Below are 13,260 nucleotides of genomic sequence, written 5' to 3' on the forward strand. Positions count from 1 at the left end.
GCCTGCGCTTGATCGCCGGTGAGTTCGACGGCCACAAAGGCCCGGCGCGGACCTTCACGCCGATCGACGTGTGGGATGTGCGCTTGAACGCCGGCAAGTTGCTGACCCTGGATCTGCATGAAGGACGCAACACCGCACTGGTGGTGCTGCGCGGTACGGTTCAGGTCAATGGTCAGGAACTGGTGCGTGACGGGCAGTTGGCGTTGTTCGAACGCAACGGTGATCAGCTCAGCCTCGAAGCCGACAACGATGCAGTCGTGCTGCTGCTCAGCGGCGAGCCGATCGACGAGCCCATCGTCGGCCACGGCCCGTTTGTAATGAACACCGAGCAGGAAATTCATCAGGCCTTCAGCGACTTCCAGTCGGGCCGGTTCGGCCGGATGAGCGGTTGAATACGACGCAGTAGTGGGTTGCTCTGCAACCTGGTATCTCCCACATTGGTTTTGTGGTGTTTTGCAGATCGCAGGCTTCRCCAGCTCCTACAATCTGTGAGATCTTCACGCCATTGGCCATTGTTGGAGTTGCTTGATGCTGTCACTGCTCACCAATCACCCGTTGCTTAGCGCGCTGATCCTGATCCTGATCGATCTGGTGTTGTGGCGTTTGATCACGGCCAGTAGCAGCAACTGGAAACTGGCCGCGCGGGTGGTGATTTTCGCGTTGTTCAGCGTGCTGCTGTTCAACGAAGGCTTGAACCCCATGGCGCCGGCGCCCTGGGCCGACAATGTGCCGTTGCACCTGGCGGCAACCGGTTTGCAGATTGGCTGGTGGCTATACGCAGCGCGCACCCTGACAGTATTGCTCGGCGCGGTGATGATGCAACGGGTCGGGCACACCGGGCGCTTGTTGCAGGACCTGCTCGGCGCGGTGATTTTCCTGATCGCGGTCATTGCTGCCCTGGCGTACGTGCTCGAATTGCCGGTCAAGGGCGTGCTGGCGACATCCGGCGCGTTGGCGATCGTCGTCGGCCTGGCCTTGCAAAGTACCCTCAGCGACGTGTTTTCCGGGATCGTCCTGAACACCACCAAACCCTATCAACTGGGTGACTGGATCTCCATCGATGGCACCGAAGGTCGGGTCACCGACATCGATTGGCGCGCCACACGCCTACAAACCTCCCAAGGCAGCATGGCGGTGATCCCCAACTCCCTGGCGGCCAAGGCCAAGATCATCAATTTCAGCCGGCCCAGCGATATTTTCGGCGTCTCGATCAGTTTGCAAGTGAGCCCCCACGCGCGTCCGCAAACGGTGATCGATGCCTTGGAGCGGGCTATGCAAGGGTGCCGCTTTCTGTTGGACAAACCGGCACCGTGCGTGGCGTTGAAAAGCTCCGGCAGCACCGGCGTGGAGTATGAAATCAGCGGCTTCGTGGTCTCCATGGATCAGAAACGCATGGTGCGCAATCTGCTGTTCGACCTGGCGTTCCGGCACTTGCAGGCATCCGGCGTCATCCTGTTGTCGAACGTCGAGCCCAACGCTCCTGCGGCCTTGTCACGGCAACGGGCGTTGCTGGACGGCTCGAACATCTTCTCGACCCTGCGTCAGGAAGAGAAAGAAACCTTCAGCCAGAACATGAAGCTGCAAACCTTCCGCGCCGGAGAAATGATTCTGCCGGCGGGGGAGGTCAGCGATCATCTGTTCATCATTGAATCCGGCGTCGTGTCGGTGGAGCTGAGCCGCGGCGGGGTCAAGATCGAAAGCGGGCGCATGGGGCCGGGAGAGGTGATCGGCGAGGGCGGGATTTTGTCCGATATGGCGATGCCGGCGGATTTTAAAGCCAAGACGACCTGCAGCTTGTACCGGATCGAAAGGGAATACCTCCAACCGTGCCTGGATGCGCGGCATGACATCGGTGAAGCGATGAAGACGTTGCTGGATTTCCGCTTGAACAAGGCTCAGGCGCTGATTCAGGAAACACCCAAGGTGGTGGAGAAAAAAGGGTTTTTGCAGTGGTTGCGCAATCGTAGTCACCAATAGGTTGGTTGCCTGTTCCGGCGCCTTCGCGAGCAGGCGTCGGCGTCGGCACTGTCACTGAAATTCTTCTGGTCTATTGGCATCCTCAACTTCCCAATAATTGGCTATTTGTTCAACCTCAGGTCCGCATTAACGTAGCGCCAACACCCATTGTGATTGGAGCTCGCCATGCAAACCCGTATCGATTTCTACACTGCCTCCCCAGACGCCTTCAAAGCCATGATGGCCCTGGAAACCGCTGTCTCGAAACTGCCCCTGGAAAAGTCGCTGATCGAACTGGTCAAGCTGCGCGCCTCGCAGATCAACGGCTGCGCCTTCTGCATCGACATGCACACTGCCGATGCCATGAAGGACGGGGAAACGCCACGCCGGCTGTTCGCCGTGACCGCCTGGCGCGAGGCACCGTTTTTCACCAATCGCGAGCGCGCCGCACTGGCCTGGACCGAGTCCATGACCCAAGTGAGCCTGACCCACGCGCCGGACGAAGACTATGCGCTGCTCAGCGCCGAGTTCAGCCCCAAGGAAATGGTCGACCTGACGGTGGCGATTTCCACCATCAACAGCTGGAACCGCCTGGCTGTGGGTTTCCGCAAGATGCCTCAGGAGTAACAATCAGGCTCAATGAGCATCGGCACTCGGCGCGGCTGGTGGTTGTACCTTGCGCATCAGGGGCACCATCGCCGTGGCGAGAATGAAGCAGACCATGATCATCAGGAACGCGTCGCCGTAGGTTTGCGTCTGCGCTTCGCGATACGTCAGCAGCCACAGCTGACGCAGGCTGGCGGTGACGCCGATGTCACCGCTCTGGCCGAGGGCGGCGAAGTTATGGCCGACCTGGGACAGCCACTGATTGRGTGCTTCGTTGGTGCTGTTGAGGTTCTCCGCCAACCGGGTGAAGTGCAGGTTGGTGCGGTCATTGAGGATGGTCGCGCACGCGGCGATCCCCATCGCGCCGCCAAGGTTACGCATCAGGTTAAATAACCCCGAAGCATGTTTGAGCCGCGACGGTGCCAACCCGCCAAGGGTCAGGGTCACCGCCGGCGGCACCGCCAGTTGTTGCGCGATCCCGCGCAAGGCTTGCGGCAGTATCAATTCCCTGGCGCCCCAGTCGTGGGTGATCGGGCTGAAGTCCCACATCGACAGGGCGAACAGCCCAAGGCCGGTCATCATGATCCAGCGCAGGTCGATGCGATTGGCCAGAAAGGCGTACAGCGGAATCGCCATAATCTGGAACACCCCGGTGGAAAACACTGCCAGGCCAATGTCCAGCGCGCTGTAGCCGCGTACCCGGCCGAGAAACAGCGGCGTCAGGTAAATCGTCGCGAACAGGCCGATCCCGGTGACGAACGAAAAGAAACAACCGAGGGCGAAGTTGCGGTCTTTCAAGGCGCGCAGATCGACGATCGGGTTGGCCACGTACAAGGTTCGACCGATGAAGGCCAATCCGGCCAGGCCGCTGATCCACGCAGTGGTCAGAATCGTGCTGTCGCTGAACCAGTTCCAGCGCGGGCCTTCTTCGAGGGTGTATTCCAGGCAACCGAGAAACACCGCCATGAACAGCATGCTCAGGTAGTCGGCGCCTTTGAGCAGCGACAATTCCGGCTGGTCGATTTTCACCAGCATCGGCACTGCCACCGCGACGAAAATCCCCGGCACCAGGTTGATGTAGAACAGCCAGTGCCAGGACGAAATGTCAGTGATCCAGCCACCGATGACCGGCCCCAGCGTCGGCGCCAGCGAGGCCACTGCGCCGATGGTTGCGGCGGCGATCACCCGTTGCTTGCCGGTGAAGAAAAAGAAGGCGGTGGTGAACACCAGCGGAATCATCGAGCCACCGAGAAACCCTTGCAGGGCGCGGAAGGCGATCATGCTCTGGATGTTCCAGGCCACACCGCAGAGCAGGCTGGCCAGGGTGAAGCCAATCGCCGAGGCGCAGAACAGCCAACGGGTCGAGAACACCCGGGACAACCAGCCCGACAGCGGAATCACGATGATTTCGGCGATCAGGTAACTGGTCTGCACCCAGGCGGTTTCGTCGGTGCCCGCCGAGAGCCCGCCGCCGATGTCACGCAGCGACGCCGAGACGATCTGGATATCCAGCAGCGCAATGAACATGCCGATGCACATCGTGGCGAAGGCGAACACCTTGGTCGCCGTCGCCATGTTGGCTGCGTTGAACGGTTGCGCGGGGGCGGCGAGGGCGCGGCTCATGGCGCGCTGGCCACGGTTGGGGTTTGCGCTTCAGGCTCGGCGCGGGTGTCCACTTCGGCAGTCACCGACAGGCCTGGACGCAGATGACCGAGTACGCCATCCGCCGGGTCGAGCAGGATCCGCACCGGCACCCGCTGGACGATTTTGGTGAAGTTACCGGTGGCGTTTTCCGGTGGCAGCACGCTGAACTGCGAACCGCTGGCCGGCGCGAGGCTGTCCAGATGCCCGTGGAACTCACGCCCCTTGAGCACGTCGGCATGCACGATCACACGTTGTCCCGGCGTCATCCGCGCTAGCTGATCTTCTTTAAAATTGGCATCGACCCACAACCCGCTGGCCGGCACCAACGACAACAGTTGCGAACCGGCCTGGGCATAAGCGCCGACCCGCGCCCGACGATTGCCGATCACGCCATCGACGGGGGCTTTCAACTCGGTGTAGCCGACGTTCAACTGCGCCAGATCACGCTCGGCCCGCGCCTGTATCAACGCCGCGCGGGCTTGTTGTTTCTGGGTTTCGATCACGTTCAACTGGCGTTGCGCGGCGAGCAATTCGGCCTGGGCCCGGGCACTCTGCGCCTGGGCCGTCTTGAAGGTAGCGTCGGCCCGTTGCGCGCTTTCCACCGAGACGGCATTGCTGCCCACCAGGCGTTTGTAGCGGGCATTGTCGTCCCGCGAGCGCGCGGTTTCGGCGCCTGCGGCATCGATACCGGCGCGGGCCTGGCCGATCACCGCGTGTTGCAGTTGTTCGGTGGCGTCGAGGTTGGCGAGCAATGCTTCTTCAGCGGCCACCGCGCCTTCAGCCTTGGCCAGGTTGGCGCGGTAGTCACGGGCGTCGATCCGGATCAGCACATCGCCGGCCTTGACCTTCTGGTTGTCGGTCACCAACACTTCTTCGATATAGCCGGCGACTTTCGGGCCGATCACCGTGACGTCGCCACCAATGTAGGCATCGTCGGTTTCTTCGATGAAGCGCCCGGCAGTCCACCAATGGTTCGCGTACAGCCCGATGAACACCAGGGCTGCGATGGCTGCCGTCAGCAGCACCAGCCGTTTCAGCAGGGGAGGCTTGGGTGGGTTCACTGCGACAGCAAGGTCGGGTTCAAGGCTGGGCATGCTGGTCATGGAGAAATACCTGTGGGAAACGAGGCGTTATTATGAGTGTAATATGACGCATGTAATATTTTGTGGCAACGGGTTTTGGCTACCGGTCGTCTGGTACTCCCAAGTGGAATCCATTGCCTCCGGTTAATAGGAAGCATTACTATTCGCACCTCATCCCTACAGCACGCCGCAATGACCCCCAAGCTGCCCCGCAGACCTGGCTTTTTCGAGCATTACGAAGAGTTGATCGGCACCTGGACCCGTCGTCTGAGAAATCGTCAGCAGGCCGAGGACCTGGCCCATGACACCTTCGTGCGGGTGCTCGAGTCCGATTCGGCGGCGGTGCAGCAACCTCGGGCGTATTTGCACCAGACCGCGCGCAACATAGCGGTGGACGGTTATCGGCGTGAGGATCGGCGGGGCGCCATGGAGTCGGAGGCGATCGATCACAGTGTGTCGTCGTCCGGCGACCCGGAGCATTTCATGCACGCGATCCAGTTGGCGGATTCCATCGAGCGGGCGCTCTCCGAGTTGCCGCTCAACTGCCGCAAGGTGTTCGTCTGGCAGAAGATCGAAGGCCTGACCCAGGCCGAAATCGCCGAGCGCCTGGGGCTGTCCAGGAACATGGTGGAAAAGTATATGATCCGCACCCTGCGGCATCTGCGTGATCGTCTGGACGGGGCACAGCCATGATGGATACTCGTGATTGTGCGTGCGGGCAAACAACGGTTCGCGACGACGCGGCGCGGTGGTTTGTGCGTTTGCAGGAACCTGCCGCCAGCGCCGAAGAGCAGCGCCGCTTCGAGAGCTGGCTGGACGAACACCCTCAGCATCGCAACGAATATCAGATACTCCAGAACCTGTGGGTGGCGGCCGATCGATTGCCGGCCAAGCGTCTGCACGCCTTGTGTGAAACCCCGGCGGTGCGCAGTAAACGTCGTCCGCTGGTGCGTTACGCGGTGGCCGCCAGCGTGTTGGCGGTGGCGCTCGGCCTGGGGCTGTTCAGCGGCTTGAACCCTCCGGCGACCTACACGGCTGAATATTCCACGGCCCTTGGCGAGCGTCGTCATGTGGCGTTGCCGGACGGTTCGGTGATTGATCTGAACAGCCGCAGCCGGGTGCAGGTGCGCTATGAAAAGGACCGTCGCGGCATCGAGTTGACGCAAGGCGAGGCGATGTTCAGCGTCGAGCACGACAGCAGTCGACCGTTCGTGGTCGAGGCGGGCAGCGGCAGGGTCACGGTCACCGGCACCCGGTTCGATGTGCGCCGCGACAGCGCCGAAACCCGGGTCGCGGTGGAGCAGGGCACGGTCAGGGTTCAAGGGGGTGGCGATGATTTCGTCAGCCTCACCGCCGGCTTCGGCACTCGCATCAATGCCCAGGGCAAGGTGGCCACCGCCTATATGGTCAACCCTGCGGAACTGACCGCATGGCGCAGCGGCAAACTGGTGTTCAACAACGCCAGCCTCAGCGAAGTGGCCGAAGAAGTGTCGCGTTATCGGGAGAAACCGCTGACAGTCGGCAGCGCCAACGTGGGCAACCTGCGCCTGACCAGTGTGTTCAAATCCGACAACACCGATGCGCTGCTCAAGGCCTTGCCGAGCATTCTGCGGGTGGCCATCCGCACCCTCGATGACGGCAGCCAGGAAATAATCTCCCGATAGATTCAGGTTTTTTTCGAGTTCTTCGTCTTCTTGTCCAACTGCAACTGGTTTGCATTAACAGACGCGCACTCTTGCGATCCACAGGACAACGTTCGACGTGAAGAAAACCACCGCTAAAAATAACAAATCATCCTGGCTGCCCCTCGCGCTCGCCCTGTCGGTCAGCTCGGCGCTGCCTCAGGCATTCGCCGCCGACGCCATTCATATTCAGGCTCAGCCACTGGGCCAGGCCTTGAGTCAGCTGGGCCAGCAAACCTCGTTGCAGGTTTTTTTCAGCCCGGAACTGGTGGCTGGCAAACAGGCACCGGCAGTCGATGGCAACCTCTCGCCGGAACAGGCCTTGCGCCAATTGCTGCAAGGCAGCGGTCTGCAATACCAGATCGATGAGGGTTCGGTCACGCTGATGCCGGCACCGACTTCCGCCTCAAATGGCCCGCTGGAACTGGGCGTGACCGACATCAAGGTGGTGGGTGACTGGCTCGGTGACGCCGATGCCGCCGTGGTGCAAAACCATCCCGGCGCGCGCACGGTTATTCGCCGTGAAGCGATGGTCGAGCAGGGCGCCATGAATGTCGGCGACGTATTGCGGCGTGTTCCCGGCGTGCAAGTGCAGGACGCCAACGGCACTGGCGGCAGCGACATCTCCCTGAACGTCGGTGTGCGCGGCCTGACTTCGCGCCTGTCGCCACGCTCCACCGTACTGATCGACGGTGTGCCGGCTGCCTTCGCCCCTTACGGCCAGCCACAGCTGTCGATGGCGCCGATTTCCTCCGGCAACCTCGACAGCATCGACGTGGTGCGCGGCGCCGGTTCCGTGCGTTACGGGCCGCAGAACGTCGGTGGCGTGATCAACTTCGTCACCCGCGCGATCCCGGAGAAAGCCACCGGTGAAATCGGCACCACCCTGGAAACCACCCAGCGCGGTGGCTGGAAACACATCGACACCGCGTTTCTCGGCGGCACCGCCGAAAACGGCATGGGCGTGGCGCTGTTGTATTCCGGGGTGAACGGCAACGGTTATCGCAAAAGCAACAACGGCAATGACATCGACGACGTGATCCTCAAGACTCACTGGGCGCCCACCGATCAGGACGATTTCAGCCTCAATTTCCATTACTACGACGCCAGCGCCGACATGCCCGGTGGCCTGACGCAGAAGCAGTACGACGCCGATCCGTTCCAGTCCGACCGCGACCACGACAATTTCAGCGGCCGCCGCAAGGACGTGTCGTTCAAATGGGCGCGGCAGATCGACGACCGGACCCAAGCCGAAGTGCTGACCTACTATTCCGACAGCTTCCGTGGCAGCACCATCGCCGCGCGTGACCAGAAAACCCTCAACTCCTACCCGCGCACGTACTACACCTTCGGCATCGAACCGCGGGTGTCCCATGTGTTCGACCTGGGCCCGACCACGCAGGAAGCCAGCGTCGGTTATCGCTACCTGAAAGAAGGCATGCACGAAGAGTCGAGCCGTCTGGCGCTGGTGAACAATCAGCCGGTGGTCAGCAAAACGTCCGATGGCCATGTGTTCCAGGACCGCACCGGTGGCACCGAGGCCCACGCCGTTTACATCGATGACAAGATCGACGTCGGCAACTGGACCGTGACCCCCGGCATCCGTTTTGAAAGCATCAGCACCGAATGGCACGACAGGCCGGTGCTCGACACCGCCGGCAAACCGGTGCAGGAAAAACGCCGCAGCATCGACAGCAACGAGCCGCTGCCGGCCCTGAGCGTGATGTATCACCTGTCCGAGGCCTGGAAGCTGTTCGCCAACTACGAAACCTCGTTCGGCAGCCTGCAATATTTCCAGCTCGGCCAGGGTGGCTCGGGTGACAACACCGCCAATGGCTTGAGCCCGGAAAAAGCCAAGACCTACGAGCTCGGTACGCGCTACAACGATGACGTGTGGGGCGGGGAAGTGACGCTGTTCTACATCGACTTCGATGACGAACTGCAATACATCAGCAACGACGTGGGCTGGACCAACCTCGGCGCGACCAAGCACCAGGGCCTTGAAGCGTCGGTGCATTACGACCTGTCGGCGCTCAACCCGATGCTCGATGGCCTGACCGCCAACGCCGGTTTCACCTACACCCGCGCCACGTATGAAGGCGAGATCCCGGGCTTCAAGGGCCGTGATCTGCCGTTCTACTCGCGTCAGGTGGCCACCGCCGGGCTGCGTTACGACATCAACCGCTGGACCTACAACCTCGATGCCTTTGCCCAGTCCAGGCAGCGTTCACCGGGGACCGGAGTGAATGCCGATGGCAGCTTCAGCGGCAACTACATCACCGAAGGTTCCGCAGACGGGCAGTACGGTGACATTCCGGGTTACGTGACCTGGAACGTGCGCGGTGGTTATGACTTCGGTTCGCAGTTGTCGAACCTGAAAGTCGGCGCCGGGGTGAAAAACATCTTCGACAAGCAGTATTTCACCCGTTCCAGCGACAACAACTCGGGGATGTACGTCGGCGCGCCACGCACGTTCTTTGTGCAGGCCAGCGTCGGATTCTGATGAGTGACTGGTCGGCAATTCSGGGTTGCCGATCAGCTTCTGATAGGTGTCGACACAGGCTTACGGGGCGGCGTCTGGCAGTCGGAAGTCGATGACAGGCGAAGGATTGCCTGCCATGTCCACGGTCTTGAGGCAGATTTTTTTCTCGCCGTCGCTCGTGTCCACTTCAAAATCCAGCAGTGGTGGCCTGACCTGCTTGTATCCCTCAGCTTGTTGGCAATCAATCGTGGCCGATGTACCGATCTTGTATTGATGCCCTGCTACATCCAGATCGGGCGTGACCTGAGAAGGCGCTACAGAATAGACGCCCTCTCCTCTATTCGTGATGTTGAATACTGGCGCCATTTGAGCGGGTTCTGCCAATACCCACCGCCAAAAAATCCTGGCGTTTCGCGCATCCCATTTTCCGGGTGGTCCCGCCTGATGGTTTTGCCCCATCACGCACAAGAAATACAGCCCTGGTCCTTGGCGCAGTTCATAGCGTAACTCGCTCTCGCCGCCTGAGTCAGTGGTACGCACCTCACTGTAATCCCTGATAGGCATGCCTTCGATGACTTCGCAAGGTGCGCTGATACTGCATCGCGATCGCCCGCTGTCGCGCGTGGTGGTGCCAATCACCGCGACGATTTCGTTGGTGTAGCGATTCAGGAGTGGAGAGCCAGAGATTCCATTGATGACCCCCAGGCATCGATTGCTGATTTGATCCACCCAAACCCACCCGGCTTCGAGAATTCCTGCGCGGTGTTCCTGCGGACATGCCGAACGCTGGATAAAATCATCGACAGCGGCGCCAACCACCAGCGTATCGGTGCCTTCGGTCAGGGCATGGCTCGCAACTTTCAAGGGCTGGATGCCATCGTTCATCACTTGGCCGAGGGTGCGATCGAGTACCAGCAGCGCAATGTCCTGGCCACGCAGGGTGCTCCAGGCGATTCTGGTGATGGGATAGTTTTTTTGTTGTGGCGTCGTGTCCCGGAAAAAATTGAAGGTAGCCTGTCCGGACGCAGGCTCGTTCACGATAAATCGACCGACATTACCTTTTGCACAATGACCTGAGGTGAGCACATACGCTGGGCCGCTGCGATCATCGTTTGCTCCACGGGTATCGATCAGGCTGCCGCTGCAGATCCGGCCTTCATCAACCTTGACCCTGGCGATGGACTGCCAATGGTTGTATCGCCCGTCGGCATTGGACAAGAGACGTGCCGGTGCGAAATTTTCAATACCTTCGCCCCAGTCATGTTGGGCAAGCGGCGATTTGCTGCAACCGTTCGCGCCCATCAGTAGCAACAAAACCAGCAGAACCTTGAGGTTGAACGTGTTCATGAGGAGCTCACCCGCCTGGGATATTCAACTCATGGTCGATGCGCAGCCAAAACGTGTCTACTGTCAGAACTGATAGTAAAGCGGCGAAAAATACGACCTCCTGTCGTTTTTCGTGCTGCTGAGCGTTAGACCTTTAGCACTTTCCCTCCAATCGCCACCGCCACCAGCAGCACCGCCATTAGTCCGAACGCGAAGCTCAGGCTGCTGCCATGAGCCACAAAACCGATCACCGCCGGTCCCGCCAGAATCCCGGCATAACCCAGGGTCGTGATGGCCGGCACCGCGATGCTTTGCGGCATCACCGTCTGCTTGCCCACGGCGGTGTACAGCACTGGCACGATGTTCGAACAACCGGCACCGAGCAGCGCATAACCGAGCAGCGCGGCTTGCCATCCCGGTGCGAAGGTCGCCAGAAACAATCCTGCCGCAGCCATCAGTCCGCCGAACAGAATCACCCGCGTGGCGCCCAGGTGCCGGACAATCGCGTCACCGGTCAATCGCCCGGCGGTCATGGTCAGCGCAAATGCCGCATAACCCAGCCCGGCATACGCGGTGTCGATCCCGCGTTCCTGCGCCAGGAACACCGCGCTCCAGTCGAGTGCCGCGCCTTCAGCCAGGAACACGATGAAGCACATCCCGCCGATAAACAGCACGATGCCATGGGGCACGGCAAATGCCGGGCCGGAGCTTTCACTGCCGTAAGGCAACAGGTGCGGCGCGGCTTTAAGCAATGCCAGCACCAGCACCACGATCACCACGCACATCGCCCCCAGCGGCGAAAAACCCAGACCGAGCAGGCCGCTGACACCCGCCGCGCCGACGATCCCGCCGAGGCTGAACAGCCCATGAAAACCCGACATCATGGTCTTGCCGCTGGCCCGCTCGACGATCACCGCTTGCAGGTTCACCGTCGAATCCACCGTGCCCAGGCCGGCGCCGAACATGAACAATGCCGCGATCAACGCCGGAATCGAGGATACCGTCGCCAACAGTGGCAGCGCCGCGCAGATCAACAAGGTGCCGCCGCTCAACACCCGACGGCAGCCGAAACGCGTCGCCAGAATCCCGGCCATGGGCATCGCCAGAATCGAACCCACCCCCAGACACAACAGCAACAGCCCGAGGGTGCCTTCATCCAGCCCGGCCCGCGCCTTGGCGTAAGGCACCAGCGGCGCCCAGGCCGCGATGCCGAAACCGGCGATGAAGAAGGCGATGCGCGTGGACATCTGTTCCAGACGTCCGGGGACGAAGGTGGCTTGGGTGTTGAGGTTGGTCATATCGATCCTTGGCAAAAAACGTCGCGTCCCAAAGGACAGTGAACAACCGCAAAGGGTTCGATCACCACGTTCAGGCGGGGGCAGCAGTCACGCAGAGTGACATCCTTGCACAGCCAGCCGTTGTTTCGCGATATTGTCGACGCATCAATTGTTCATAGGGGGGGYGCCATGACGCGGATGTACGATGCTCGAGGCAATATCTACGCGGTGGTGGCGCCTGACGCCCTGCGCGATAGCGGTATCGAGCTGCCTGAACAGGCCAGCCAGGCGGCGCAAACCCGTGAGGCCTGGGCGTTGTCGGCCATCGAGGCATTCTGCGGCTGGGCTCCCGGGACACAACCGCCCGGCAGCAAGGCGCATCGTTGCGATGGCTTGCTGGTGGGGCCGTTTCAATCTTCGCCGCCGTTTGACCTGCTGATCGTCAACACCGACGGCAGCCTGGCCGAGCGCAGTGGCAATGGCCTGACGATTTTTTCCCAGGCCCTGAGTGAACAAGGGCTGATGCCGAGGGAGGAGGCTTGCCTGCTCAGGGTTCATCACGACAAGCGCGATGCGCTCTCGCCAGTGGCGACTTCGGTGAACCCCGCCGAAATCGATGGCGTGCAAGGGTTCTGGCTGGACTTGGGGCAGCCTTCGTTCGGGCCTGAAGCGGTGGGTGCGCAAGGGGTCGAAGCCGTCGTGTTGGACGGGCGTGATGTCAGTCACGTGCGGCCATTGTCGACGCTCGACCCAGCCTGGAACCGCAGCCAGTTCGTGCGCATCGGTAACCCCCATTGTGTGACGTTAGTGACAGGCGCCGATGCGTTGCCGAGCAACGCACAAATGCGCGAGCCGGAGTTGTCTGGAGGGTTGACCCGCATCGCTTACGCCACGCCGACCGGGGCGGGGCAGCCGTGTGCGGCCGGGGTGAACCTGCAATGGGCGATGCTTGAATCCGAAGGGCGAATCGTTGCGCGGGTGTTCGAGCGTGGCGAAGGGCCGACCGCGTCGTCGGGTACCAGCGCCAGTGCGGTGGCGTGCGCGGCGTGGCGAGTGGGTTGGGTGGCGGCGGGGGAAGTGCAAGTGGTCATGCCCGGCGGCACGGCGCCGATTCTGCTGGAAGAACGGGAGGGCGAATTGAGTCGGGTCAGGTTGTTTGGGACGGCGCGGTTGATGGGGTGATTTTGAGACCGTCATCGCGAGCC

The 13,260-nt window shown here is 61.3% G+C and carries 11 protein-coding genes; 7 read left to right on the top strand and 4 right to left on the bottom strand.

What is annotated here, in order from left to right; translation table 11 throughout:
* From AC1DLB_RS10790 to AC1DLB_RS10800, 3 genes are all read left to right on the top strand, one after another.
* The coding region (locus AC1DLB_RS10790; protein ID WP_477784985.1) for a pirin family protein at positions 1-392 on the top strand (392 nt) is incomplete at its 5' end.
* Positions 393-528: 136 nt separating this feature from the next.
* Positions 529-1,977 (top strand): mechanosensitive ion channel domain-containing protein, encoded by a 1,449-nt coding sequence (locus tag AC1DLB_RS10795; RefSeq protein WP_477743754.1) that lies wholly within the window; start codon positions 529-531, stop codon positions 1,975-1,977.
* A 165-nt stretch (positions 1,978-2,142) separates the two neighbouring features.
* Positions 2,143-2,583 carry a carboxymuconolactone decarboxylase family protein gene (locus AC1DLB_RS10800; protein ID WP_018925362.1) on the top strand — a complete coding sequence of 147 codons (441 nt, stop codon included), beginning with the start codon at positions 2,143-2,145 and terminating at the stop codon, positions 2,581-2,583.
* Between the two features lie 9 nt (positions 2,584-2,592).
* On the opposite strand, the gene AC1DLB_RS10805 is transcribed toward AC1DLB_RS10800, so the two are convergent.
* Both AC1DLB_RS10805 and AC1DLB_RS10810 read right to left on the bottom strand, forming a co-directional pair.
* Positions 2,593-4,185, bottom strand: a complete 1,593-nt coding sequence (locus tag AC1DLB_RS10805) for a DHA2 family efflux MFS transporter permease subunit (protein ID WP_477784986.1) — start codon at positions 4,183-4,185, stop codon at positions 2,593-2,595.
* Positions 4,182-5,309, bottom strand: a complete 1,128-nt coding sequence (locus AC1DLB_RS10810) for an HlyD family secretion protein (RefSeq protein WP_477743753.1) — start codon at positions 5,307-5,309, stop codon at positions 4,182-4,184. Before AC1DLB_RS10810 ends, AC1DLB_RS10805 begins: the two co-directional genes overlap by 4 nt.
* A 171-nt stretch (positions 5,310-5,480) precedes the next feature.
* Here AC1DLB_RS10810 and AC1DLB_RS10815 point away from each other — a divergent pair, with 171 nt between their 5' ends.
* The 3 genes from AC1DLB_RS10815 to AC1DLB_RS10825 all read left to right on the top strand — a co-directional run bounded on the left by AC1DLB_RS10815 (position 5,481) and on the right by AC1DLB_RS10825 (position 9,473).
* Positions 5,481-5,981, top strand: coding sequence for a sigma-70 family RNA polymerase sigma factor (locus tag AC1DLB_RS10815; protein WP_111454130.1), 501 nt, complete (start codon positions 5,481-5,483; stop codon positions 5,979-5,981).
* The gene (locus AC1DLB_RS10820) at positions 5,978-6,952 is read left to right on the top strand and encodes a FecR family protein (RefSeq protein ID WP_477743752.1); all 975 of its coding nucleotides are present in this window, start codon (positions 5,978-5,980) and stop codon (positions 6,950-6,952) included. Before AC1DLB_RS10815 ends, AC1DLB_RS10820 begins: the two co-directional genes overlap by 4 nt.
* Positions 6,953-7,049: 97 nt before the next feature.
* On the top strand, positions 7,050-9,473 hold the full coding sequence (locus tag AC1DLB_RS10825) for a TonB-dependent siderophore receptor (RefSeq protein WP_477743751.1): 2,424 nt from the start codon (positions 7,050-7,052) through the stop codon (positions 9,471-9,473).
* A 60-nt stretch (positions 9,474-9,533) separates the two neighbouring features.
* On the opposite strand, the gene AC1DLB_RS10830 is transcribed toward AC1DLB_RS10825, so the two are convergent.
* Both AC1DLB_RS10830 and AC1DLB_RS10835 read right to left on the bottom strand, forming a co-directional pair.
* Positions 9,534-10,799 (bottom strand): trypsin-like serine peptidase, encoded by a 1,266-nt coding sequence (locus AC1DLB_RS10830; protein ID WP_477784987.1) that lies wholly within the window; start codon positions 10,797-10,799, stop codon positions 9,534-9,536.
* 125 nt (positions 10,800-10,924) lie between these two features.
* On the bottom strand, positions 10,925-12,076 hold the full coding sequence (locus tag AC1DLB_RS10835; protein ID WP_111454126.1) for an MFS transporter: 1,152 nt from the start codon (positions 12,074-12,076) through the stop codon (positions 10,925-10,927).
* A gap of 168 nt (positions 12,077-12,244) precedes the next feature.
* Here AC1DLB_RS10835 and AC1DLB_RS10840 point away from each other — a divergent pair, with 168 nt between their 5' ends.
* A complete protein-coding gene (locus AC1DLB_RS10840) occupies positions 12,245-13,237 on the top strand; it encodes a diaminopimelate epimerase (protein ID WP_477743749.1) in 993 nt (330 codons plus the stop codon).
* Positions 13,238-13,260: the final 23 nt, after the last annotated feature.

It is taken from the genome of Pseudomonas sp. 05N434 (genome assembly GCF_056396965.1).